At 69.9% G+C, this 23,695-nt stretch carries 23 protein-coding genes; 12 read left to right on the top strand and 11 right to left on the bottom strand.

Annotation, left to right across the window (positions count from 1 at the left end; all coding sequences use genetic code 11):
• The first annotated feature begins 417 nt into the window (after positions 1 to 417).
• Positions 418 to 894: a GGDEF domain-containing protein gene (locus OP04_RS47325; protein WP_051800173.1), complete on the top strand. Its 477-nt coding sequence runs from the start codon at positions 418 to 420 to the stop codon at positions 892 to 894.
• An 833-nt stretch (positions 895 to 1,727) separates the two neighbouring features.
• Here OP04_RS47325 and OP04_RS47320 read toward each other — a convergent pair.
• A complete protein-coding gene (locus OP04_RS47320; RefSeq protein ID WP_033346649.1) occupies positions 1,728 to 2,414 on the bottom strand; it encodes a sensor histidine kinase in 687 nt (228 codons plus the stop codon).
• A gap of 188 nt (positions 2,415 to 2,602) precedes the next feature.
• Here OP04_RS47320 and OP04_RS47315 point away from each other — a divergent pair, with 188 nt between their 5' ends.
• The 10 genes from OP04_RS47315 to OP04_RS47270 all read left to right on the top strand — a co-directional run bounded on the left by OP04_RS47315 (position 2,603) and on the right by OP04_RS47270 (position 11,052).
• On the top strand, positions 2,603 to 3,301 hold the full coding sequence (locus OP04_RS47315) for a response regulator transcription factor (protein ID WP_033346648.1): 699 nt from the start codon (positions 2,603 to 2,605) through the stop codon (positions 3,299 to 3,301).
• A 61-nt stretch (positions 3,302 to 3,362) separates the two neighbouring features.
• Positions 3,363 to 5,768: a chemotaxis protein CheW gene (locus OP04_RS47310; RefSeq protein ID WP_033346647.1), complete on the top strand. Its 2,406-nt coding sequence runs from the start codon at positions 3,363 to 3,365 to the stop codon at positions 5,766 to 5,768.
• A gap of 1 nt (position 5,769) precedes the next feature.
• Positions 5,770 to 6,213: a chemotaxis protein CheW gene (locus OP04_RS47305; protein ID WP_033346646.1), complete on the top strand. Its 444-nt coding sequence runs from the start codon at positions 5,770 to 5,772 to the stop codon at positions 6,211 to 6,213.
• A gap of 125 nt (positions 6,214 to 6,338) precedes the next feature.
• Entirely contained in the window at positions 6,339 to 7,190 is an 852-nt protein-coding gene (locus OP04_RS47300) for a hypothetical protein (protein ID WP_232324018.1), read from the top strand.
• A 118-nt stretch (positions 7,191 to 7,308) separates the two neighbouring features.
• Positions 7,309 to 8,475 carry a protein-glutamate methylesterase/protein-glutamine glutaminase gene (locus OP04_RS47295; RefSeq protein ID WP_232324017.1) on the top strand — a complete coding sequence of 389 codons (1,167 nt, stop codon included), beginning with the start codon at positions 7,309 to 7,311 and terminating at the stop codon, positions 8,473 to 8,475.
• Positions 8,472 to 9,317, top strand: coding sequence for a CheR family methyltransferase (locus tag OP04_RS47290; RefSeq protein WP_033346643.1), 846 nt, complete (start codon positions 8,472 to 8,474; stop codon positions 9,315 to 9,317). Before OP04_RS47295 ends, OP04_RS47290 begins: the two co-directional genes overlap by 4 nt.
• Before the next feature lie 5 nt (positions 9,318 to 9,322).
• Positions 9,323 to 9,709: a response regulator gene (locus OP04_RS47285; RefSeq protein ID WP_033346655.1), complete on the top strand. Its 387-nt coding sequence runs from the start codon at positions 9,323 to 9,325 to the stop codon at positions 9,707 to 9,709.
• Entirely contained in the window at positions 9,706 to 10,194 is a 489-nt protein-coding gene (locus tag OP04_RS47280; protein WP_033346642.1) for a chemotaxis protein CheX, read from the top strand. Before OP04_RS47285 ends, OP04_RS47280 begins: the two co-directional genes overlap by 4 nt.
• Positions 10,191 to 10,553, top strand: a complete 363-nt coding sequence (locus tag OP04_RS47275; RefSeq protein ID WP_033346641.1) for a response regulator — start codon at positions 10,191 to 10,193, stop codon at positions 10,551 to 10,553. Before OP04_RS47280 ends, OP04_RS47275 begins: the two co-directional genes overlap by 4 nt.
• Before the next feature lie 7 nt (positions 10,554 to 10,560).
• Positions 10,561 to 11,052, top strand: coding sequence for a hypothetical protein (locus OP04_RS47270; RefSeq protein ID WP_033346640.1), 492 nt, complete (start codon positions 10,561 to 10,563; stop codon positions 11,050 to 11,052).
• Positions 11,053 to 11,203: 151 nt separating this feature from the next.
• On the opposite strand, the gene OP04_RS47265 is transcribed toward OP04_RS47270, so the two are convergent.
• The 3 genes from OP04_RS47265 to OP04_RS47255 all read right to left on the bottom strand — a co-directional run bounded on the left by OP04_RS47265 (position 11,204) and on the right by OP04_RS47255 (position 13,875).
• Complete coding sequence (locus OP04_RS47265; RefSeq protein WP_033346639.1) at positions 11,204 to 11,818, bottom strand: hypothetical protein; 615 nt, start codon at positions 11,816 to 11,818, stop codon at positions 11,204 to 11,206.
• Between the two features lie 127 nt (positions 11,819 to 11,945).
• The gene (locus OP04_RS47260) at positions 11,946 to 12,209 is read right to left on the bottom strand and encodes a hypothetical protein (protein WP_033346638.1); all 264 of its coding nucleotides are present in this window, start codon (positions 12,207 to 12,209) and stop codon (positions 11,946 to 11,948) included.
• Positions 12,210 to 12,222: 13 nt separating this feature from the next.
• The gene (locus OP04_RS47255; protein WP_033346637.1) at positions 12,223 to 13,875 is read right to left on the bottom strand and encodes a sodium:solute symporter family protein; all 1,653 of its coding nucleotides are present in this window, start codon (positions 13,873 to 13,875) and stop codon (positions 12,223 to 12,225) included.
• Between the two features lie 97 nt (positions 13,876 to 13,972).
• Between OP04_RS47255 and OP04_RS47250 the strand changes: the two genes are divergently transcribed.
• Complete coding sequence (locus tag OP04_RS47250; protein ID WP_269746755.1) at positions 13,973 to 15,433, top strand: MFS transporter; 1,461 nt, start codon at positions 13,973 to 13,975, stop codon at positions 15,431 to 15,433.
• A gap of 383 nt (positions 15,434 to 15,816) precedes the next feature.
• On the opposite strand, the gene OP04_RS47245 is transcribed toward OP04_RS47250, so the two are convergent.
• From OP04_RS47245 to OP04_RS56300, 7 genes are all read right to left on the bottom strand, one after another.
• Entirely contained in the window at positions 15,817 to 16,599 is a 783-nt protein-coding gene (locus OP04_RS47245; protein ID WP_033346636.1) for a S1 family peptidase, read from the bottom strand.
• A 147-nt stretch (positions 16,600 to 16,746) separates the two neighbouring features.
• Positions 16,747 to 17,010, bottom strand: a complete 264-nt coding sequence (locus OP04_RS47240; RefSeq protein WP_232324016.1) for a hypothetical protein — start codon at positions 17,008 to 17,010, stop codon at positions 16,747 to 16,749.
• Positions 17,011 to 18,996 carry a hypothetical protein gene (locus OP04_RS50985; RefSeq protein ID WP_157241330.1) on the bottom strand — a complete coding sequence of 662 codons (1,986 nt, stop codon included), beginning with the start codon at positions 18,994 to 18,996 and terminating at the stop codon, positions 17,011 to 17,013.
• Positions 18,974 to 21,025 carry a flagellar biosynthesis protein FlhA gene (gene flhA / locus OP04_RS47225; RefSeq protein WP_033346635.1) on the bottom strand — a complete coding sequence of 684 codons (2,052 nt, stop codon included), beginning with the start codon at positions 21,023 to 21,025 and terminating at the stop codon, positions 18,974 to 18,976. The genes OP04_RS50985 and flhA overlap by 23 nt, the downstream gene beginning before the upstream one ends.
• 104 nt (positions 21,026 to 21,129) lie before the next feature.
• Entirely contained in the window at positions 21,130 to 22,203 is a 1,074-nt protein-coding gene (gene flhB, locus OP04_RS47220; protein WP_033346634.1) for a flagellar biosynthesis protein FlhB, read from the bottom strand.
• Positions 22,204 to 22,217: 14 nt separating this feature from the next.
• Positions 22,218 to 23,069, bottom strand: coding sequence for a flagellar biosynthetic protein FliR (gene fliR, locus OP04_RS47215; RefSeq protein WP_157241328.1), 852 nt, complete (start codon positions 23,067 to 23,069; stop codon positions 22,218 to 22,220).
• 415 nt (positions 23,070 to 23,484) lie between these two features.
• A partial coding sequence (locus OP04_RS56300) for a hypothetical protein (RefSeq protein ID WP_232324015.1) occupies positions 23,485 to 23,695 on the bottom strand: 211 nt, incomplete at its 5' end.

Raw genomic sequence — 23,695 nt, 5'->3', positions numbered from 1 at the left:
GCGACACGATGAGGGCCTTGCAGCCGTTCTTGACCCGCTCGATGTTGGTCTGTGCGACGACCTGGGTCTCCAGCGTCGTGGCCGGGGTCACGGCGGCGGACGCGGCGGTGGCGGTGCCACCGATCACGACAGCGGCGGCGACGACGGTCAGGGCGGCGGAACGAACCAGGTTACGCAAGATGTGGGCCTCTCGGTCGGCGTTGCTGTGTCGTACGCCAATCAAGTTCGGCCGCTACCCGCACACCCTGATAGATCGACCGGGTGCTATGCGGTGAGCGCTCGGGTCCCGGCCGGGTGCCGACATCGGCCACCGCTTCGCAACCCGACCGCTCAGGAACCGCGCCCGCGCGCCGATACCGGGGGTAGGAGGGGGCAGGACCCGATGGTCCGCCGCCGTCGACAGGAGGTTTGGCTCTTATGGACGCGCCGACCGGTGCCATTGACAGCAGCGCGTGGGAGGAGGAGCTGGAACGACGGGTCACCGCCGCCTACCGCGGCCGGTACCCGCTGGTGATCGTCCTGCTCGACCTGGACCACTTCGCGGCCTACAACGAGCAGCACGGGCGTCCGGCCGGCGATCAACTGCTGCACGACGCGGGCGAGGCGTGGCGTGCCCATGTGCGCCCGCACGACCTGCTCGTCCGCTACGGCGACGGCCAGTTCGGCGTGATCCTCAGCCGCGTGCAGCTCCCCGCCGCGGAACGCATCATCACCCGCCTTCAGCAGGCCACCCCGTCCGCCCAGACGTTCTCCGCCGGCCTCGCGCTCTGGAACGGTTCCGAGGACGGCCAGGCGCTCATCGCACGCGCCGGCGAGGCCCTGGAGGCCGCGAAGGACGCCGGCCGCAACCAGTGCGTGGTCCACGGCATCCCCGCACCTTCACCAGCGCTGTAACGCCCCCAAGGGCAAGATCCAGGCCGTTTCTCGCTTCTGGCGCGGGTCCGGCAGCGTTGCTCCCGCGGGCGCCTGAGCTCGCCGGGGGCGACCCCAGACCCCGGCTCCGACACCGGACCCCACGCATCCAAGATCAAAATCCAGGTCATTTCCCGCTTCCGGCGGGGTCCGGCAGCGTTGCTCCCGCGGGCAAACCTCGCCGTCCGCCAAGACTTCGCTGGCGCTCCGCTTGCCTCCCGGCGTCGGAGCCGGTGCCGCGGGACACCGGAAAGAGCGCGCGGCTCCCGCCGTGCTCGCGTTGCGTGAGGCGCGTCGCGTGCCGCGTGGAGTGTCCTTCCGGTGATCGGGCGCTCATGCTGTTCCGGCGACCGGGAGCGTCTGGCTCGCGTTGTGTGGGCGCGCCGCGTCCTTCCCGTGATCGGGGTGTTCCCCGTGCCGTTCCGGCGGCCGGAAGGAGCGCGTGGCTCCCGCCGTGCTGGTGTGCGCGGGGCGCGTTCCGTGCCGTGCGGAGTGCGCTGCCCGTGATCGGGGCGCCGGCCGTGCTGTGCCGGCGACGTGAGAAGCGCCCCGGTCAGGGGGAGGGCTGCTCCGGTGCTGTGCGTGCGGGTGGGTTTTGGGGTGAGCCGGTGTGGCGCGGGAGTGGAAGGGAGGAGCGCCAGCGACGACCGGTGCCCGCGGGAGCGTGCGGACCGCAACCACCGCGAAGCGGGAAAATGACCTGGATCTTGATCTTGGTTTTGCGGGGGTCCGGTGTCAGAGCCGGGCCGGAGGCGATCAAACGGGCACTCCGTGCCCGAAATTTCGGGAAATAGCGGGCTGTGGTCTCGCCCTGGTCAGGGGGACGGCAGGCGGACGGTGATGGCGGCGCCGGTCCGGGGGTCGTAGGTGATGGCGATGGCGCCGCCGTGGCGGTGGGCGATCGCGCGGGCCAGCAGCATCCAGAGGGCGAGGCTGCGGGTGCGGGCGCCGCCCGGGACCGGCAGCGAGGTGGCCAGGAAGTATTCGTCGGTGAGGGTCTCGGCCTGGGCGCTGCGGACCGTGACGGTCCAGTGGTTGCCGAAGCTGGCGCCCTTGATCTCGGTGGAGCCGTCGAGCGCGCGCTCGGTCATGGCGCCGGTGACCGCGTAGAAGAGCTGGCGCAGCAGACCGGCGTCGCCGGGAACCGGCGGGCCGGTGTCGATCACGGTGCGGACCGCGGCGGTCGGCACCACGCGCTCGACCTCCTGGCCGGCGCCGGTGACGATCGGGGTCAGGTCGACCGGCTCGGACTCGACCGGCAGGTCGCCGGACTCCAGGCGGGCGAGCAGCATCAGGTCCTCGACCAGGACCAGCATGCGCTCGGTGTTGCGCTGCACCACGGAGAGCGCGGTGGGGCGCTCGCCCTCGGGGAGATCCTCCCCGGAGAGCATCTCCGTGAACGCGGCGATGGAGGTCAGCGGCGTGCGCAACTCGTGCGAGACGACGGCGAGGAATTGGGCCTTGAATGCGTCCCGTGACTCGGGCTCCGGCGCTGTCTTCAAGAGCGGTCCTATTTCGGATGCGGGAGCAAGCAGTGACTTCCCACGATAAACTCTGACTGTTCGGCTGTTAGCTCCTAATATCACCTTATAGGCATCGTAACCGATTCATGCCATATGGGCGGACCCGGGCGTGCTTTAGGGGGTGGGTTAATGCAGGGACCCATGTGTGTCCGGGCGGGGGCGATCCGATGAGCAAGCTTCTGGTCGTCGAGGACGATCCGGACATCGCGCTGGCACTGCGGATGCTCTTCGGACGCGCCGGGTACGACATCTCACACGCCGCCGACGGCCGCAGCGGACTTCGCGAGGCCTACACGGAGAAGCCCGATCTGGTCGTCCTCGACGTGGGACTGCCGGAGATGGACGGCTGGCAGGTGCTCGAACGGCTGCGGGACGTCTCGGACGTGCCCGTGCTGGTGCTGACCGCGCACGGCCAGGAGGCCGAGAAGGTGCGCGGCCTGCGTGGCGGTGCCGACGACTACCTCACCAAGCCGTTCGCGAACGCGGAGCTGCTGGCCAGGGTGGAGGCGCTGCTGCGCCGTTCGTCGAACGGGCAGAACAGCTGGGCGAGCCAGGTCTACGACGACGGCGTCGTGCACCTGGACCCGACCCGCCGGCGCGTCTACGTCAAGGGCGAGGAGGTCCGCCTCACGCCCACCGAGTTCCGTCTGCTGAACGCGCTCGTCCGGCACGCCGGCGCCGTGCTCAGCCCGAACCAGCTGCTGACGCAGGCGTGGGACGACCCGACCGGCATCGGTCAGGAGCGGGTCAAGTTCGCGGTGCTGCGGTTGCGGCGCAAACTCGGCTGGTCCGACCCCGAAGAGTCGCCCATCGAATCGGTGCGGGGTTTTGGCTACCGGTATCGGAAGGCCAACCCCGATGCCTGATTCCTCAAGTACGTCCTTTTTCGGTCGATAGGGCTCCTGCACCGGAGCAGGAGGGAAGCCTGTGGAAGAGCTTGGCGAGATCGTCGGCGAGTTCCTGATGGAGAGTCACGAGAACCTGGACCAACTGGACCGGGATCTGGTGTCACTCGAGCAGGACCCCGGATCGCGTGACCTGATCTCACGCATCTTTCGGACGATCCACACAATCAAGGGCACCAGCGGGTTCCTGGCGTTCTCCCGTCTGGAGACCCTGACCCACGCGGGTGAGTCACTCCTGTCGCGTCTGCGCGACGGCGTCCAGCCGGTCACCGCGGAGACCATCACCGCGCTGCTGGCGATGCTGGACGGCGTCCGGGCGCTGCTGGCCACGATCGAGGAGAGCGGCGCCGAGGGTGACGTCGACGTCGACGGCATCATCGCCACCGTCAACCGGCAGATGACCGACCCGGGCTCCACGCCGCCGGCCGCCGCTCCCGCCGCCGAGGCCGCACCCGCCGCGGAGGCCGCCGAGGCCCCGGCGACCGAGGACAAGCCGGCCAAGACGCCGGTCGGCGTGCCGACCGCGTTCGAGGACGACGACAACGGGGAGCGCCCGCCGCCGGAGCCGATCGACGAGCAGCGCAAGCCGATCGGCGAGCAGCTGGTCGAGTCCGGCGCGGCCAGCAAGTCCGACGTGGCGTCCGCGCTGCAGCAGCAGATCGAGGGCGACGAGCGAAAGCTCGGCACGATCCTGCTCGACGAGGGCAAGACGGCCCCGGCCGCGGTCAGCGACGCGGTGCAGTCCCAGGCGCCGAAGCGCAGCGTGGCGGACAGCGCGATCCGCGTCGACGTCGACCTGCTGGACGGGCTGATGAACCTGGTGGGTGAGCTGGTGCTCGCCCGCAACCAGCTGGTCCGCGGCGTCGCCGAGATGGGCGACCAGGCGATGGTCCGCAGTGCCCAGCGGCTCAACCTGATCACCAGTGAGCTGCAAGAGGGCATCATGAAGACCCGTATGCAGCCGATCGACCACATCTGGTCGAAGCTGCCGCGAGTCGTCCGGGACCTCTCCAAGGCGCTCGACAAGCAGATCAACCTGGTCATGGAGGGCAAGGAGACCGAGCTCGACCGGACGCTGCTGGAGGCGGTCAAGGACCCGCTCACCCACCTGGTCCGCAACGCGGTCGACCACGGCATCGAGGACGTCTCCACGCGTATCGCCTCGGGCAAGGGCCCGGAGGGCACGCTCACGCTCCGCGCGTTCCACGAGGGCGGTCACGTGACGGTCGAGGTCGCCGACGACGGCGCCGGCCTGAACGTGGAGCGCATCGCGAAGAAGGCGGTCGAGAACGGCCTGGCCAAGCCGGAGCAGATCGCGACCATGGACCGGCGCGAGATCATGTCGATGGTCTTCCAGCCCGGTTTCTCCACGGCCGCGAAGGTCACCAACGTGTCCGGCCGCGGCGTCGGCATGGACGTGGTGAAGACGAACATCGAGCGCGTCGGCGGCGCGGTCGGCGTGGACTCGGTGCCGGGCAAGGGCACCACCTGGCGCCTGACCATCCCGCTGACGCTGGCGATCATCCAGGCGCTGACCATCGACTGCGCCGACCAGCGGTACGTGGTGCCGCAGGCCTCGGTGCTGGAGCTGGTCTTCATCGACGGCAACTCGACGAAGATCGAGTACGCGTCCGGCGCCCCGGTCTACCGGCTCCGCGGCCGGCTGCTCCCGCTGGTCCGCCTGGACCGCACGCTCGGCCTGCCGGTCGGCGGCGACCAGGGCGTCTACATCGTGGTGCTGCAGGCGGACGGCCGCAGCTTCGGCCTGGTGGTGGACCGCGTCCTCAACACCGAGGAGGTCGTGGTCAAGGCGCTCAACTCCAGGTTCAAGGACGTCGGCCTGTACGCCGGCGCCACCATCCTCGGCCACGGCAAGGTCGGACTGATCCTGGACGTCGCGTCGCTGGCCCGCCGGTCGAACCTGGCCACCAGCTCCGAGCGCGACTCCAGCATCAGCGCGCGGGACAGCCGCGGGCCTTCGGACAACGCGGAGCGGCTGCTGGTCACCGCGGTCGGCGAGCGCCGGGTGGCGATCCCGCTGGACACGGTCACCCGCCTGGAGGAGTTCCCGATCGCCAAGATCGAGCACGCCGGCAGCCGGGAGGTCGTGCAGTACCGCGGCCAGATCCTGCCGCTGGTCCGGCTGTCGTACCTGCTCGGGGCCATGCCGGAGGAGACCGGCGAGACGGTCTCCGTGGTGGTCTACAGCGAGGGCGAGCGCAGTGTCGCGCTGGTCGTCGACAAGATCGTGGACATCGTGGAGGACGCGATGACGGCCCGCCGGAACGTCGACGACGACGGCCTGGTCGGCACCGCGGTCATCCAGCAGCGGGTCACGGAGTTGCTCGACGTCCGCCGCGCGATCGTCGCGGCCGACCCGAACTTCTACACCGACCTGCAAGAGGACGAGATGCTGGTGGAGGCCTGAGATGGCGACGCGACAATTCGCCACGTTCGAGGTGGCCGGACAGCTCTTCGGGGTCGAGGTGCACACCGTGCAGGAGGTGCTCTCGTACAACGAGTACACGATGGTGCCGCTGGCGCCGTCCGCGGTCGGTGGCCTGTTCAACCTCCGCGGTCAGGTGATCGCGGCGGTGGACCTGCGCGTCCAGCTGGGGCTGCCCCGGCAGTCGCTGGACGGCCCGGTGATGAACGTGATCCTGCGCGGCGACGAGGAGCCGGTCAGCCTGCTGGTCGACAAGATCGGCGAGGTCGTCGACCTGGACGAGGCCACGTTCGAGCCGCCGCCGGACACGCTGAACGGTCCGACCCGTGAGCTGGTGGTCGGCACGTTCAAGCTGGAAGGCCGCCTGATGCTGGCGTTGAACGTCGCCCAGGCCGTGGACACCTACCGCACCCCGGCCGTGAGCTAGGGCTTGTGATCATCTCCGGACCCCTGTGCCGACGCGCCGCCGATTGCCCGGCAGACGTGCGGTACGGGGGTCCGCTGCTTAGGGCGGGGTGCTGAACTCTCGTGTATAGCCTTGTCAGTGCGCCCGTGCTGGGGTTCGACCTGACCCGGTTGGCCGGCGGCGCCGCGACCGCCGACGTGCTGCTGAGGTCGCTGCGGCTGAGCCGGGACGACCTGCCGGTGCTGGCCGGCGCGCTGCCCGACGAGGAGATCCGCGCGCCGCTGTGGCTCGAGGTGGAGAGCGCGGCCCGCCAGGTGCCGACGCTGCGCGGGCTGTCGGACATGGAGGACTCCATGGCCGCGCTCACCATGGTCGAGCGGGCGCCGATCGGCAGCGTCGACTCGCTGCTCACCTGCGTGCGGTACGACGTGATGTCCTGGACGTGGACCGGCAAGGGCCGGGGCGCGCGTCAGGAGGACGTCGCGGAGAAGGCCACCGCGTTGCTCTGTGACGCCGTGGTCGCGACCTATCTGCGCGAGGTGCTGGACGAGAACGTGCGGCGCCGCCTCGGCGCGGGCTGGGTCTCCGCGGTGCGCAAGCTGCCCGGCGGCCCGCCGGTGGACCTGGGCCCGCACCACTACGTGGTCTCCTCGCTGCTGGAACGCCTGCGCTCGCTGACCGCGGCGGACGTGGAACGGCTGACCCGGTCCGGTGAGGACGCGCGGGTGAACTCCGGCGGCTGGTCGCCGGCCGTGCACTCGGCGTCCTGGGCCGCCTACCTGTCGGACCGGATCCGCACGGCCGCGGCCGCCCAGCTGCTGCTGGTGCAGGCGATCGACACGTCCGCGGTGCCGATGTCCGCGCGCGCGGGTGGCGTCTGGAACATGCTCAGCGGCGCCGTGCAGGCGCTGGTGGTCCGCGATCTGCTGGACACCGGCACCGCGCACCGGCTGCTGAGCCCGGTCGTCGCCGCTTTGGGACCGGCATGGCTGTCCTGACCGTTATATCCCCGATGAGAGAAAGCCTTATTTCGGTGGCTGTGGGGTCGATTCAAGGTTGCGGGCGGGGTGCGCATGGCGCGCCGGACCGCCGGACGTGGCGCAGGGAGGCGACGAAGTGACGATCGCAGTGATGGTGGTAGACGACTCCGTGGTCGTCCGCCGCCTGATCGTGGACGCGCTCGACGGCATGCCGGACATCAAGGTCGTCGGCACCGCCTCCAACGGACGTCTGGCCCAGGCGAAGGTCGACCAGCTCAAGCCGGACGTCATCACGATGGACATCGAGATGCCGGAGATGAACGGCATCGAGGCGGTACGGGAGCTGCGCAAACGGCACCCGAAGATCCCGGTGATCATGTTCAGCACGCTGAGCGCCGCGGGCGCCAGCGCGACGCTGGACGCGCTGGCCGCGGGCGCCACGGACTACGTCACCAAGCCGGCGAACGTGGGCAGCGTCCAGGCCTCCATCCAGGCCGTGCGCGACCAGCTGGTCCCGAAGATCCACGCGCTGGCGGGCCGTCGCGGCGGGCCCCCGATGGCCGGCCGTCCACCGGCCCGCCCGATGGCGCCGATGGCGCCGGTGCGTCCCGGCGCCGGCCCGATGGTCGGCCGTCCCGGCCTGCCCCCGCTCGCCGGTGGCCCGGCGCCCAGCGGCGGCGCGGGCGCACCCAGCGGCCGCATCGACCTGATCGCGGTGGGCTGCTCGACCGGCGGGCCGGACGCGCTGGCCCGGGTGGTCCAGTCGTTCCCGGGCGATCTGCCGGTGCCGGTGGTGGTCACCCAGCACATGCCGCCGGTCTTCACCAAGATGTTCGCCGAACGCCTCGACCGCACCAACGCGATCCAGGTCGTCGAGGCGACGGAGAACATGACGCTCAAGCCGGGCGTCATGTATATCGCCCCCGGTGACCGCCACCTCGTCCTGGTCAAGCGAGGGACCGGAGTGCTCACCCAGCTGTCCACGGCGCCGCCGGAGAACTCCTGCCGGCCCGCGGTGGACGTGATGTTCCGCGCGGTCGGCCGCGCCTACGGCGGTTCCACGCTCGCCGTGATCCTGACCGGGATGGGTCAGGACGGCCGTAACGGCTGCCAGGAACTTCGGGCGGCCGGCGCCGAGATCGTCGCGCAGGACGAGGCGACCTCGGTGGTGTGGGGAATGCCCGGCGCGGTGGTCACCGCGAATCTCGCCCACACCGTGCTGCCGCTGGACCAGATCGGCCCGTACCTGACCTCTCGTGTGAACGCCGGCCGCACGGCCCGGCCGAAGGTGGTGACTCGATGACACTGTCTCAACAAGACTTCTCGTTCGTTGCGGGGCTCGTCCGGCGCGAGGCGTCGATCGTGCTGGCGCCCGGCAAGGAGTACCTGGTCGAGGCGCGGCTGATCCCGGTGGCACGCCAGGTCGGCGCGGCCAGCGTGACCGAGTTCCTGGCGAACATCCAGCGCCGGCCGGACCCCACGCATCAGCGGATGATCGTGGATGCGCTGACGACGAACGAGACGTCCTGGTTCCGGGACCGTGAACCGTTCACCGCCCTGACCGAGCAACTCCTGCCGGAGCTGATCGGTGCCCGTGCGACCAGTCGCAAGCTGCGGTTCTGGTCGGCGGCGTGCTCCAGTGGGCAGGAGCCGTACAGCCTGGCGATCACGCTGCAGCAGGCGCTGCCGGCCGGCTGGAACTACGAGATCGTCGGCAGCGACATCTCCACCGAGATGATCAAACGGGCCGAGGCCGGCGAGTTCAGCCAGGTGGAGATCAACCGGGGACTGCCGGCCGCTCAGCTCGTGCACTACTTCGAGCGCGCGGGTGCGCACTGGCGGATCGCGCCCTCGTTGCGGCGCAACGTCTCCTTCACCCGGCTGAACCTGACCGCGCCGCTGCCGCCGATGCCACCGTTCGACGTCGTCTTCCTGCGGAACGTGCTCATCTACTTCGACGTGGACACCAAGCGCACCGTGCTGCGCAACATCGGGCGGATGCTGCGGCCCGACGGCTGGCTCTTCCTGGGAGCGGCCGAGACAACCATTGGCATCGATGACAACTATGAGCGGGTCGTAGCCGGGCGCACGTCGGCGTACCGACTCAAGTCTGCGGTGCCGGCCGGCACCGCACGGAAGGGGTGAGCCACGTGCAGGCGATCTTGATCGACGACTCCCGGGCGATGCGCCTGATCCTGCGCCGCATCGTCGGGCAGATCGGCTTCGACGCGGTGGAAGCAGAAGACGGGCAGGCCGCCATCGACCTGCTCAACAGCATGGAAAAGCCGCCGGAACTGGCGCTCATTGACTGGAACATGCCCAACATGAACGGCCTCGAGTTCGTCACCGCGGTCCGCAAGGAACCGAAGTACCGCGAGATGACGCTCGTGATGGTCACCACCGAGAGCGAACAGAGCCAGATCGTACGGGCGCTCGCAGCCGGCGCCCACGAGTACGTGATCAAGCCGTTCACTGCGGGCGCGATGATCGAGAAGCTGGCCCTGCTGGGCCTCGTCCCTCAGGGAGCGAGTTCATGAGTGATGTAGCGGCACTTCGGGTCGAAGACCTGCACGAGATCGTCGAACAGGTGTGGTCGTCGTACCTCGATCCGGACGGCATCGAGCCGCTCCTGCCGATCTTCTCCGAGGAGGACGTGGCGGCGCTGAAGACCGACATGCACGCGTCCGTCTCGATCACCGGCACGTGGCACGGCCACGTCGTGGTCGCCTGCAACGAGCCGGCCGCGAAGAACTGCTCGGCCGCGTTCCTCGCGATGGAGGCCGACGAGGTCGGCGAGGAGGACATGATGGACGTCCTCGGCGAGCTGGCCAACATCGTGGGCGGCAACGTGAAGAGCATGCTCCCGCCGGGCTGTTTCGTCTCGCTGCCGACCGTGGTCACCGGCGAGGCGCCGCACTACCCGTCCGCGGAGCCGGTGTGCCAGCTGGCCGGCCTCTGGAAGGAAGACCCGTTCGTGATCACCATGTGGCAGAGCAGCGGGGCGGCGGGTGAGGCGGCATGAAGATCCTGATCGCGGACGACAGCCGGGTGATGCGCCAGATCGTCACCCGTACCTTGCGTCAGGCCGGATTCGACGGCCACGACCTGGTCGAGGCGCAGGACGGCAAGCAGGCGTTCGACATGGTGCAGTCGGAGAAGCCGGACCTGGTCATCTCGGACTGGAACATGCCGGAGATGACCGGCGTCGAGTGCCTGCGACAGCTGCGCGCCAACGGAAACGACGTGAAGTTCGGCTTCGTCACCTCGGAGTGCACGCCCGAGATGATGCAGCAGGCCGAGGCGGCCGGTGCCCTGTTCTTCATCATCAAGCCGTTCACAGCCGAACGTTTTGATGAGGTCTTTAGTCCAATTTTGGGATGATATAGCCATGTCTGACACTCTCACAGTTCCCGCCTCTCTCGCGGTACGCAACGTGCTCGGGGACACCCTGGGCCGCGACGTCACCGTCAATACCGGCAATCCGCTGACGCAGAAGGATCTGCCCACCGCCACGGTGGCGATCTACGTCGACTCCTCCAACAAGGTGGCCGCGGTCCTCGGCATGGACCTGAAGCTGGCCGCGTTCGCCGGCGCCGCGCTCGGCCTGCTGCCCGTCGGCGGTGCGGAGGACGCCATCGACGACAAGGAGCTCTACCCGAACCTCGCGGAGAACGTGGGCGAGCTCTGCAACATCCTGACCGGTCTCCTCAACAAGGAGGGCGGGCCGCACATCAAGCTGGACCGCGTCGTCTTTCCCGGCGAGTCCGTGCCCAACGACGCACAGTCCCAGCTGCTCGCGCTCGGCCGCCGCATCGACCTCTCGGTCGAGATCGCGCGCTACGGCACCGGCACGTTCTCGCTCTCGCTCTCCGGCTTCTGAGCCCCTGCCCGCCCCGCACGTCCACGTGCCGCCGGTCCCCGCCTCGGGGCCGGCGGCACGGTCGTTTCCCAGATCAAGATCCCGAGGGGGTACGCCGTGCATACGGCAAGGCCCGGGGCCACCGCGGTGGCCCCGGGCCTGCGTGATGCGCCTACACCCGGACGTCGACCAGGCTGCCGCTGCGCTGCAGGACGGACGTCAGCTGCTCCGTGGTGACACCCTTGGAACTGGCCAGGTTGAGCAGGTCCGAGGCGCTGTGCACCTGATTGCTGACCTCCTCGGTGGACATCTCCAGCAGGTTGCTGATCCGGCTCAGCGACTCCGATTCCGTGGTCGCGCGCGGTGGCCCGCCCAGCCCCGGCCCGCCCAGCTGCCCGCCGGCGCCGCCACCCGGCCCGCCACCGGCCCCGCCCGCGCCCGCACCGCCCGGTCCGCCGCCGGGCCCGCCCGGTCCGGCCGCGCCACCGATCAGCGCGCCCGCGTTGGTGGCGTTCGCCAGCGACTCCGCCAGCTCCGCGGCCTGCGGCGAATTCGCCTTGTCGACCGGCATGCCCTGCTTGATCGAGGCGATCAGGTCGTCGTGCGCGACCCCCTGCGTCTCCGCGATGTCCGCGAGCGAGCTGCCCTCCTTCATCTTCTCCCGGAGCGTGTTGTTGTCCAGGCCCAGCGTCTTGGCGACGTTGGCCATCGGGTCACGGCGCTCGACGCGGCCGCTGTTCGCGTACGCGGTGTTCGCGCCCCCGCTGACACTGCTGATGGAACCCATGCCGATCTCCCTCCACGGACCGGGGGTAGGCGGTCCGCTGTAATCCGGTTATCGGCCGGTTGCACGGCGATCCCAGGGAAACCGCAGGGGGCACGGCTCACGCCGTACCCCCTGATGGGTGTCTGTCTTATTGCTCCGGGGCCTCGGGGGTCTCCGCGGGGCGCAGCCACTGCCAGGTCAGGAAGAACAGGCCGAGGGCGAGCATGGCCAGGCCCATCCACAGGTTGATCCGGACGCCCTCGGCCTTGGCGATCTCGTCGGCACCGTCGAAGATGCCGACCAGGGTGATGATCACGCCGTAGGCGGTGAACAGGCCGCCGATCACGCGGCGGACGTCGAAGGTGCGGGCGGCCGAGGCGCGTTTGCGGGTCAGTTCGTCGTTGTCGGTCATCGGGGGTCCTCCGTCACCAGATCGGGATGTAGAGCAGCACGGACAGGGCCAGCGCGATGCCGCCGAGCAGCAGTGGCGAGCGGTACCAGACGGCGTCGCCGGCGATCGCGTCGCCGGGGCCGCCGGTGGTCTGCAGGCCGTAGACCAGGCCGCGCAGCTCGTCGTGCGACTTCGGCGTGGTCAGCGGCGTGATGATCAGCGCCACCACGACCACGGTCACGAACGCGATGCCGGCGCCCCAGAAGCTCTCCTCCAGGTCGGAGCCGAACCCGAGCGTGCCGGCCTTGTAGAGCAGGTAGACCGAGAACGACGCGAGCGTGCCCAGCAGCAGCGACCAGAAGCCGGCCTGCGCGGTCATCCGCTTCCAGAACATGCCCACGATGAACGTGGCGAACAGCGGCGCGTTGAACAGGCTGAACAGCGTCTGGATGTAGTTCATGATGTTGTTGAAGTCGGCCGCGATGAACGCGGTGCCGATGCCGATCAGCACGCCGCAGATCGTGGCGATCCGGCCCACCCGCAGGTAGTGGTCGTCGGACCGGTCCTTGCGGATGTACGCCTGCCAGATGTCGTAGGTGAAGACCGTGTTGAAGCCGCTGACGTTCGCGGCCATGCCGGCCATGAACGACGCGATCAGGCCGGTCACCGCGATGCCGAGCACGCCGTTCGGCAGCAGGTCGCGCATGAGCAGCGGGATCGCGTTGTTGTACTGCAGCGCGCCGGACTCCGCGCCCAGCCCGGACACGGTGACCAGCGCGATCAGGCCGGGCACCACCACGACGGCCGGGATGAGCAACTTCGGGAACGCCGCGATGATCGGGGTACGCCGGGCCGCGCTCGTGTTGCGCGCGGACAGCGCCCGCTGCACCTCGGCGAAGTTCGTGGTCCAGTAGCCGAACGACAGCACGAAGCCGAGGCCGAGGACGATGCCGATCCAGTTCGCGCCGAGCGGGTTGTCCTGGCCTGCGGTGTTCGCCCAGGTGTGCAGCCCGGCCTCGCCGAGCGTGCTGTTGCGGACCGCGTCCGCCAGGCCGTTCACGCCACCGACCTTGACCAGGCCGATCACGGTGAGCGGGATCAGACCGGCCAGGATCACGAAGAACTGCAGCACCTCGTTGTAGATCGCCGAGGTGAGGCCGCCGACCGTGATGTAGGCCAGCACGATCGCGGCGCCGACCACGATGGACAGCCACAGCGGCCAGCCCAGCAGCGCCTCCAGCACCAGCGCCAGCGCGAACAGGTTGACGCCCGCGATCAGCACCTGGGCGAGCGCGAAGCTCAGCGCGTTGAGCAGATGCGTCGGCCGGTTGAAGCGGCGGAGCAGGAACTCCGGGACGCTGCGCACCTTGGAACCGTAGTAGAACGGCATCATCACGATGCCCAGGAAGACCATCGCGGGTACGGCGCCGATCAGGTAATAGTGCAGCGTCATCATGCCGTACTGCGCGCCGTTCGCGGCCATGCCGATGATCTCGAGCGCGCCCAGGTTGGCCGAGACGAACGCCAGGCCGGTCACCCAGGCCGGCAGCGATCGGCCGGACAGGAAGAAGTCGACGCTGGTCTTGATCGCCCGCCGCGCGGCGAAGCCGACGCCCAGGACCGTGCCGAAGTACAGCACGAGAATCAGATAGTCGATCACGCCAAGATCAAGTCTTAGCTCGTCCACGGAACACCTCCCCGGGGCCGGCCTCCTGCCGGTCGCCGGGGCGTGGACTACCCCTCGGTAACCGCGCTTACACGCCGGTCGCCGTGTTGCGCGCCACGTGCCAGTTGATCACGGTGGCGGTAGGCTGCGCGCTATCGAAAAGGAACGTGGACGGCGCCTGCTCATCCTGCTCATCTGCTGCATGAGCCTGCTGATCGTCGGCCTGGACAACACGATCGTCCAGGTCGCACTGCCGTCCATCCGCGAGGATCTGGACGCCGGACTGTCCGGTCTGCAGTGGACGGTCGACGCCTACACGCTGGTGCTGGCCAGCCTCCTGATGCTCGCCGGCTCCACCGCGGACCGCATCGGACGGCGCCGCGTGTTCCAGACCGGGCTCGTCGTCTTCGCGCTCGGCAGCCTGGCCTGCAGCCTCGCGCCCACGCTGGAATGGCTGATCGCGGCGCGCGTGCTGCAGGCGGTCGGCGGCTCGATGCTCAACCCGGTCGCCATGTCGATCATCACGAACACGTTCACCGACCCACGCGAACGCGCTCAGGCGATCGGCGTCTGGGGCGCGGTCAGCGGGCTCGGCATGGCGCTCGGCCCGGTCCTCGGCGGCGTGCTGATCAACGCGGTCGGCTGGCAGGCGATCTTCTGGATCAACATCCCGGTCGGCATCGCCGCGATCGTGCTCACCGCGGTCTACGTGCCCGAGTCCCGCGCCGACCGGCCGCGCCGGCCCGACCCCGCCGGGCAGCTGCTGGTGCTGGCATTCCTGGCCACGCTCACGTTCGGCATCATCGAAGGGCCGAACCTCGGCTGGGTCTCGCCCTGGATCATCGGCGCATTCGCCGCCTCCGCGGCCTCGCTCGCCGGCCTGCTGTACTACGAGCCCCGCCGTACCGACCCCCTGATCGACCTGCGCTTCTTCCGCAGCGCGCCGTTCTCCGGCGCGGTGCTCATCGCGATCAGCGGCTTCGCGGCGCTGGCCGGCATGCTGTTCCTCGGCACGCTCTACCTCCAGGAGGCGCGCGGGCTGTCCGCGCTGCACGCGGGGCTGTGGATGCTGCCGATCGCGGCCGCGACGGTCATCTTCTCGCCGATCTCCGGCCGGCTGGTCGGCGCGCGCGGGACCCGGTTACCGCTGATCATCGCGGGCGCCGCGATGACGGCGGCGGGGGCGATCCTGGCCGGGTTCACGGTGGATACGCCGCCGGCGTGGACGCTGCTGCCGTACGCGCTGTTCGGGCTCGGGTTCGGCATGCTCAACACGCCGATCACGAACACGGCGGTCTCCGGGATGCCACGTGCACAGGCCGGGCTGGCCGCGTCGGTCGCGTCCACCAGCCGGCAGGTGGGGCAGTCGCTCGGCGTGGCGGTGATCGGCGCGGTGGTCGCGACCGGGCTGAGCGGTCGTACGCTGGCCACGGACTTCACCCGCGCCAGCCGGCCCGGCTTCCTCATCGTCGCGGCGGCCGGGCTTATCGTGCTGCTGGTCGGCCTGGCCACCACGACCCGCCGGGCCCGCGCGTCGGCCGACCGGGTGGCGGCGGCACTGGACCCGGCCCGCGGCTGATCGCGCTGCCGGGCTTGATCGCGTTGCCGCGCTTGATCGCCGAAGCGCCCGCGCGAGTCACCGCTGTTGTCCCGATCCCGGTCCCGACCGTGCCCGCCACCCGATCGCGCTTCCGTGCTTGATCGCGCCGCCGTGCTTGATCGCGCTCTCGGTCGTACCTCCGGCTGATCTTGATTTCGGCTCTTGGGTGTTGCCTTGCGGTCAGCCTTTGCTCTGCTTACATGAACAAACCCGGTCATACCGCCGCATGGAAATGTGTCGGTTTGTCAATGTAAGCAGAGCAAAGGCGGGCGGAGTGGGAGGGTGTGTTCCGCTGAATACCGAAATTTCGGGTGAAAGCCGGAAAGGCCGGCCCGCCCCAGCGGACCGGCCCTCCGGAGCCGTCAGATGCTCGCGGCCGCCGAGGCGATCGCGGAGGCATACGTGCTGACCTCGGTGTAGACGCCCGGGTAGCCGGCGCGGGCACAGCCGTAGCCCCAGCTCACGATGCCGACCTGGATCAGCGGTCCGCCGGTGGTGGTGGCCCGGAACATCGGGCCGCCGGAGTCACCCTGGCAGGTGTCGACGCCGCCCTGGTTGTAGCCGGCGCAGATCATGGCGCTGGCGACGATCTCACCGGGATAGGACGAGCTGCACGAGGAGTCGCTCACGAACGGGACCGACGCCTTGAGCAGGTAGCGCTGCTGCGCGCCGCCCTCGGTCGCGGCGCCCCAGCCGGCCACGGTGAACGTGCCCGAGTTGTACGCGGTGGTGGTGGCGATCGGCAGCGTCGACAGGCCGGTCACGGGGCTGGCCAGCTTGATCAGCGCCCAGTCGTTGGCGTACGTGCTGCTGTTGAAGTTCGGCGAACGGTAGACGTAGGTCGAGGTGCGGGTGACGCGGCTGGACGACTGCAGGTCCACCACGCCGAGCGTCGCGGTGATGCTCGTGTTGGAGCCGGTCCGGGTCACGCAGTGCGCCGCGGTCAGCACGATCTGAGTCGTGTAGAGCGCGCCGCCGCAGCCCATCGAGAGCCGCACCATGAACGGGAACTCGCCCTGCGCGGCGCGCGTGCCGCCCACGACGTCGGGCTTCGCCTGCGCGATGCCGGGCACCGCGGTGCTGCCCAGTGCGGCGGCCGTGATCAGCGCGAGCGCCAGGCCTAGCGTCTTCCGCCAACGAGCCATGTGTCCTCCCCGGACGCGTTCCGGTCCGCCTTGTGGGCGAACCGGTTCATTGATTCAGGGGAGCCTATGGCGGGTGGTCGGCCGGAAATACATATTGAATGAGACATACCTATGACGTCGGCGGGCGATTCCGCTGGTCACGGCTGTTCAGGAGGCGATGCGCGGGGTGGCGTCCGAGATCGTGCCCTCGACCAGCGGGCTCTCCTGCACGCCCGTCTCCTTCTTCTGCCGGCCGTAGTCCGCGGTCACGTAGCGGAAGCCGCCCAGCAGCAGCGCCGCGACCGGCACGGCCACCAGGAACCGGATGAGCGCGTCCGTGACGTCCAGCGTCTGCAGGATGAGTGACTGGAAGAACGCCGGCAGGGAGAGCAGCGCCGCGAACCACAGTGCAGACGGACGGATCAGCCCCATTTAACGCCTCCGCTTTCGGGTCGACTTCTTCTCGATCTGGGTCATGCGCTCACACAACATCGCGGCCCACACGTGCGGGGACGCCTCCTGGCCGTCGACCGTGAAGATCGGCACGTCCAGTCCCAGCACGCTGGCCGGGTCCTCGGTCACGGCCGCGCCGTAGACCGCCACCGCCTCCACATCGCCCATGCTCCGCAGGTGGCGGCGGGTGTCCGCGGTCTTGCGGGTCGCGTCGACGGCCGCCCACACCTCGGTCGCGCCGAGGGCGTCGCAGACGTCGCGTACCCATTCCTCGTTCGGTTCCGCGACCGGGGCGTCGAGCACCACCACGTACGGTGTGTCGCCTCGGTGGATCTTGCGGGCCTTCTTCTCGGCCGCGCTCGGCCCGGAGATCTTCCGCGACGGGTGGATCCCGGTGCCGGACGCGGACGGACCGGCCAGCAACAGCCGGGACGCGTCCAGCCGCAACTGCTCGACCACCCGCTTCGCGACCGGCAGCGCGTGGCTCAGCTCGCCGGCCACCACCAGCACGTCCCCGGCACGCGCGGGCGGCTGCGGGCGGGCCGGCATGTCGGCCAGCGCCTCCAGCACCCCGCCGTAGGCGTCCGTGCCGGTGGCCCGTGCCGCCATCGCCTCCGGCATCCCGAGCGCGATCAGCCTCTCGGCGATCGGGCCGTTCTGCGTCGTCCTCGTCTCAGGAGCGGTCTCCGTCCTGGTCGCAAGCGCGGTCTCCGTTCTCTTCTCCGGCGGTGCCTCCGGCTTCGCCGTCGGAACTGCCAACATCTCAAGAGCCTGCTCCGGTACGGCCGGGAGCGCCGGATGCACCGGCACGAGGGCCGATCGTTCCGGGGCGGCCGGTGTCTCCGGCACCACCGTCGTCGTTGCCGTCGGTGTACTCATCGGCGGCGCGGCCGGTGCCGGCTGGGAAACGACGGGTGCCAACGGGTTGGTTTCCGCGATCAGCTGCTCCAGCAGCGCCGGGCTGACCATGGGCGAGCCGGGCGGTGGCGGGCCGTCCGGCGCGGTCGCGGCCGGTGGACGGTACGGGCGGACCGTCGGCGCGGCCGGCTTCAGCGGCACGTCGATCGCGGGTGCCGGGGCGCCCGCGGTCACCGGGAGTTGCTCGGCGGGGGAGCGGGTCAGGTGGCCGCTCTCCAGCCCGGCCATCACCTCGGCGAACGCGGGACCGGCGGTGGAGACCAGGTTGGCGCGGGCGGGGAGTTCGGGCTGGGCGTAGGCGTTGCGGACGTTCTGGGCGGTCTGCTGCTCCCGGTCCGGTTTGCCGAAGCCGTCGCGGTCGGCGCGTTCGAGCAGCGCGGCGAGGGTGTCGGCGGGTTTCTCCCGGCCGCCGCCTTGACCGCCTTGACCGCCTTGACCGCCTTGACCGCCTTGACCGCCGGGGCCGTCGGGGCCGGGGTAGCCGGGGACCTGGCCGGGCTCGGTCGGGAAGCCGCCGCTCGGTGTGTTGCGGACGGAGAATCCGCTGCTCTGCGGGCCGTGAGCGCTGGAGCCGTGGCCGCTGGAGCCGTGAGTGCCGGAGCCGTGAGTGCCGGAGCCGTGACCGCTGGGGCCGGGGCCGATGCTGGGGAATCCGCCGCCTCCGGCCGGAAGCGGGAATCCGCCACTCTGCCCGCCCGGGTGCTGGAAACCGCCGTGTTGCCCGCCGGTGCCCCCGTGCGATCCGCCACCGCCGGGATATCCGCCGGAAGGGGACCCGCCGCCCTGACCGCCACCGGGATATCCGCCGGACTGCCCGCCGCCGGAGAACCCGTGGTCCGGCGGCCCGCCGCCCCCCTGCCGCCCGGCCATCACGTCGTCCGGGACCTCGACCGACAGCTCGTACTTCTGCTTCGCGAAGAAGCCGCCGAACCCGCCGGTACGGACCTTGTCCGCGGAGATGATCCGCACGGACGTGCCGTACTCCCTGCGCACCTGCTCCAGCAGCGGCTCGATGGCCGGACCCTCAAGCAGCACCCGCGTAGGCACCGTTCACCACCCCCATGGTCTCGATCTGCGCGGTCGTCCCGGCGATCTCGGAGTACGACATGACCGCGGTCTTGCGCCCGCCGGCCCGCATCAGCCGGTGCAGCGGCGGCCGCAGTTGCGGAGAGCAGGCCAGGACCGGCGTCGCGCCCTGCTGCTCCGCGATCTCGCTGTGCATCCCGATCTGATTGACCACGTTCTCGGCGAGCGTGGCGTCCAGCGCCAGGAACATGCCGTTCTCGCTCGGCCGCAGCGACTCGAGCATCGCGTGCTCCAGCTGCGGGTCGAGCGTGATGACGGTGAGCGTCCCGTCCGTGGTGAACTGCTGCGCGATGGCCGGGCCGAGCGCGGCACGGGCCGCCTCGACCAGGCCGTCGTGGTCCGCGGAGATCTTCGCCCGCAGCGACAGTGATTCGAAGATGCGCACCAGGTCGCGGATGGCGACGCCCTCGTCCAGCAGCGACTGCAGCACGCGCTGGATCTGGCCGAGGCTGAGCAGCGAGGGCGTGAGCTCCTCGACCACCACCGGGTGCGTACGTTTGACGGTCTCGACCAGCGACCGCACGTCCTCGCGGCCGAGCAGCCGGCTCGCGTTGGTGCGGACCACCTCGGCCAGGTGGGTGATGATCACGGAGGCGCGGTCGACCACGGTCGCACCGGCCAGTTCCGCCTGGTAGTGCAGCTCGGCCGGCACCCACTTGCCGGCCAGGCCGAAGACCGGTTCCACGCCGGCGCGTCCGGGCAGCGCCTGGAGCCCGTCGCCGATCGCGAGCACGGTCCCGGGTGGCGCCTGGCCGCGCCCGGTCTCCACGCCGCTGATCCGGATGGCATAACCGGACAACGGCAATTCAAGATCGTCGCGGGTACGGACCGGAGGCATCACCACGCCCAGCTCCAGCGCGATCTTGCGGCGCAGCGCGCGTACCCGGTCGAGCAGGTCGCCGCCGGTCGGGTCGACCAGGTCCACCAGGTCGGGGGAGAGTGCCAGCTCCAGCGGGTCGACCCGCATCTCCCCCATGATCGACTCGGTGGTGTCCGGATTGACCGCCGCGGCCGCGGAACCCTCGGCCGCCTCGCCTTCCACCGCTTCCGGCGCCGGCGGCTTGAGCCGGGTGGACGCGAACAGCACCAGGCCGCCGACCAGCAGGAACGGCAGCTTCGGCAGGCCGGGGATGACGCAGAGCGCCAGCGCGGCGCCGCCGCCGATCTGCAGCGCGAGCTTGTGCTGGCTGAGCTGCTTGGTGACGCTGCTGCCCATGTCGCCCTCGGTGGCGGACCGGGTCACGATCAGACCGGTCGCCACCGACAGCAGCAGCGCCGGGATCTGCGAGACCAGGCCGTCGCCGATGCTCAGCAGGCTGTACGTCTCGATCGCCTCGGCCGGGCCCATGCCCTTCTGCAGCATGCCGACCGCGAAGCCGCCGACCAGGTTGATCAGCGTGATGATGATGGCCGCGATCGCGTCACCCTTGACGAACTTCGAGGCACCGTCCATGGCGCCGTAGAAGTCCGCCTCGGAGGACACCTCGATGCGCCGCTTGCGCGCGGTCGGCTCGTCGATCAGCCCGGCGTTGAGGTCCGCGTCGATCGCCATCTGCTTGCCCGGCATGGCGTCGAGCGTGAACCGGGCGCCGACCTCGGCGACGCGCTCCGCGCCCTTGGTGACCACGACCATCTGCACGATGACCAGGATCGTGAAGATGACCAGGCCGACGATGAGCGAGCCGCCGACCACGAAGTGCCCGAACGCCTCGATCACCTTGCCGGCGAAGCCGTCCATCAGCACCAGCCGGGTCGCGCTGATGTTGAGCGCGAGCCGGAAGAGCGTGGCGATCAGAAGTAACGCGGGAAAAATCGAGAACTCCAGCGGCTTCTGGACGAACATGCTGACCAGGACGATCAGGAGCGCCGCGGTGATGTTGAGCGCGATGAGCAGGTCCAGGACCATCGTCGGCAGCGGCACCACCATCATCACGATGATGCCGATGACGCCGATCGGGACGGCGAGCTGGCCGGCGAGCTTGGAGTTCACGGCACCTTCCACGGGTATGGGGGATGTCCCGGGCGGGTCCGTGCCCCTGTGGAGGTGCCGTCCTGGCGACGTTCCGATCGGCCGGAACGGGCCGGATCTGAGCGTTATGCGGCCAGGCGGTGTGTGCCGGCGGCGGAACCGCGCGACTTCAGGCTCATCACGAACGCCAGCACCTTCGCGACCGCGCCGTAGAACTCGGCCGGGATCTCCGCGCCGATCTCGCAGCTGCCGTAGAGCGCGCGGGCCAGCGGCACGTCCTGGATCATCGGGATGCGGTTCTCCGTGGCCAGGTCGCGGATCTTCTGCGCCACGTTGCCCTGGCCCTTGGCGATCACCCGCGGCGCGCCCTTCTCCGGCTCGTACCGCATCGCGACCGCGACGTGCGTGGGGTTGACCAGCACCACGTCCGCCTTCGGCACGTCGGACATCATCCGGTTGCGGGACATCGCGTGCTGCCGTGCCCGGATCTGGCCCTTGACGTGCGGGTCACCCTCGGTCTTCTTGTACTCGTCCTTGATCTCCTGCTTCGACATCTTCAGCTGCTTCATGGTGCGCATCCGGACCACGAAGTAGTCGGCCGCGGCCATCACCAGGCCGGCCAGCGCGGCCGTCCGGATCAGCGAGATGACCGCGTCCTTGACCATGTCGAGCAGCACCGCGAGCGGCAGGTTGCCGGACGACATCAGCGACGGGACGAGATCCTTGATCTGCATGTAGAGCACGGCGCCGAGCACAGTGGTCTTGATCAGCGCCTTCGTGCCCTCCCAGAGCGCCTGCATGCCGACGATCCGCTTGAAGCCCTGCAGCGGGTTGAGCCGGGAGAACTTCGGCATCAGCAGCTTGGTGGCGACGTGGATGCCGCCCTGCGCGCCGGAGCCGGCGATGCCGATCAGCATCATCGAGACCGCCAGCGGCGCCACCGCGTACGCCGCGCCCATCAGCCCGTCCCGGAACATGTTCAGCGCGGCGCCGGCGTCCGGGTCCTTCATCATGTCCGGCCACTGGAGGACCACCTCGCGCGCCTTGACGACCGCCTTCTCCAGCGTCATCGGCACCAGCACGCTGGCGGCCGCGATCCCGGCCCAGGCGCCCAGGTCCGGCGTCTTGCCGATCTGGCCCTCGTCCCGGGCCTTCTTGAGTTTCTGTGGTGTGGGTTTCTCGGTCTTCTCACCGCTCATCGCCGTCTCACCACCTAGGCGCCGGAGAGCGTGATGACGGCGGAGACCGCCTTCTCGATGATGGTGTCCAGCGCGCGGGGGAGCACGGCGATCGCGGTGCCGCCCAGCATCAGCACCAGGAAGATCTTGGCGGGGAAGCCGAGCGAGAACGCGTTGAGCGCCGGCGCGACGCGGTTGAGCAGGCCGAAGCCGACGTCCGTCAGGAACAGCACCGCGATCAGCGGGCCGGCGATCTGCAGCGCGGCGAGGAACATGTCGCCGACGCCCTCGGTGAGCAGCTTGGCCAGCGTCTCCAGCGAGAGCGTCTCGTTCAGCGGCAGCGTCGTGTACGACATCATGAAGCCGCGCAGCACCATCTGGTGGCCCTCGGACGCGAAGAGCAGCGTGACGGCCAGCAGGTTGTAGAACCGGCCGAAGATCGAGCTCTGGTTCTGGGAGAGCGGGTCGTACGCCATCGCGAGCGTGAAGCCGCCGAAGAGGTCGATCAGGTCGCCGGCCGCCTGGAGCGCGGCGAACAGCATCGCGGTGAGGAAGCCGAGCGCGGCGCCGACCGCGACCTGTTCGACCACGCTGATGAGCAATGCCGATGTCGCCAGCTCCGGTACCTGACCGGCGAGCTTGGGCGACATCGGCAGAGCGAGCGCTAACGCGAGAAGGGCCTTGATCCTGGCCGGGATGAGCCGGGAGTTGAACGGCGGGCAGAGCGCCAGCCAGGCGGAGGCGCGGACCATGGCGAGCAGCAGCGCGGTGAGATCCGCGGTGCTGGGGATCCGCTCGAAGAGGTTGTGGGTGAACGAGGTCATCTCGTGGAGCATCCAGTTGCCGCTGACCAGCAGCGCGACGCCACAGGCGATGGCCTTGGGCACGAAGCTGAGCGTAGCTGAAGCCGATGGCCAGCGCAGTGAGCAGAACGGGCGCGCACAGCTTGGCCGCGATGGTCATAGCCTCAAGCCCGAGGTGCACAACCTGCGTGTCCGTCATGTGGTGCCTTTCGCCGAGTTCCGCGGTGGCTCGTGCCCCCGCTGAGAACAACTGGTCCGGCCCGCATGCTCCCGCGGGCAAACCTCGGGGCGGGCAAAGACTCCGCTGGCGCTCCGCTTTCCCCGCCCCTGTCGGAGCCGGTTCGCGCGGGCCGGCCCAAGACCGCGATTCCCGCCCCCGCCCGCTTTCGGCGGCGCGGCTCACGCTTGGACCCGCTGTGGCCTGCCTGACGGATGCATAGATCCCCAGACCCGAGCCGGATGTGCGCCCGCCGAGGCCGGGCGAAGATCGTTGTTGCGCTCACCGCTCTTTCAGCCCGCCGGAAAGAGCAGTGAGCGCAACAACGATCTTCTCGATGGAGCCGGAGCGCTCCCGCCGAAACACCCCACGCGACCAATAACACGAAATATCGGGCGTGACGGCGCCGGGCGGCCGCATCCGGATCGGCCGCTCTCCGAGGCCCGATTGCCGCCCGCCGCCGCCCGCCGCCGCCCGCCGCCCGCCGCCGCCC

The sequence above is a fragment of the Catenuloplanes japonicus genome (genome assembly GCF_000717135.1).
Taxonomy (GTDB): Bacteria; Actinomycetota; Actinomycetes; order Mycobacteriales; family Micromonosporaceae; genus Catenuloplanes; species Catenuloplanes japonicus.
The sequence above is the reverse complement of the archived record's forward strand: the minus strand, read 5'-3'. Positions and strand labels throughout refer to the sequence as shown.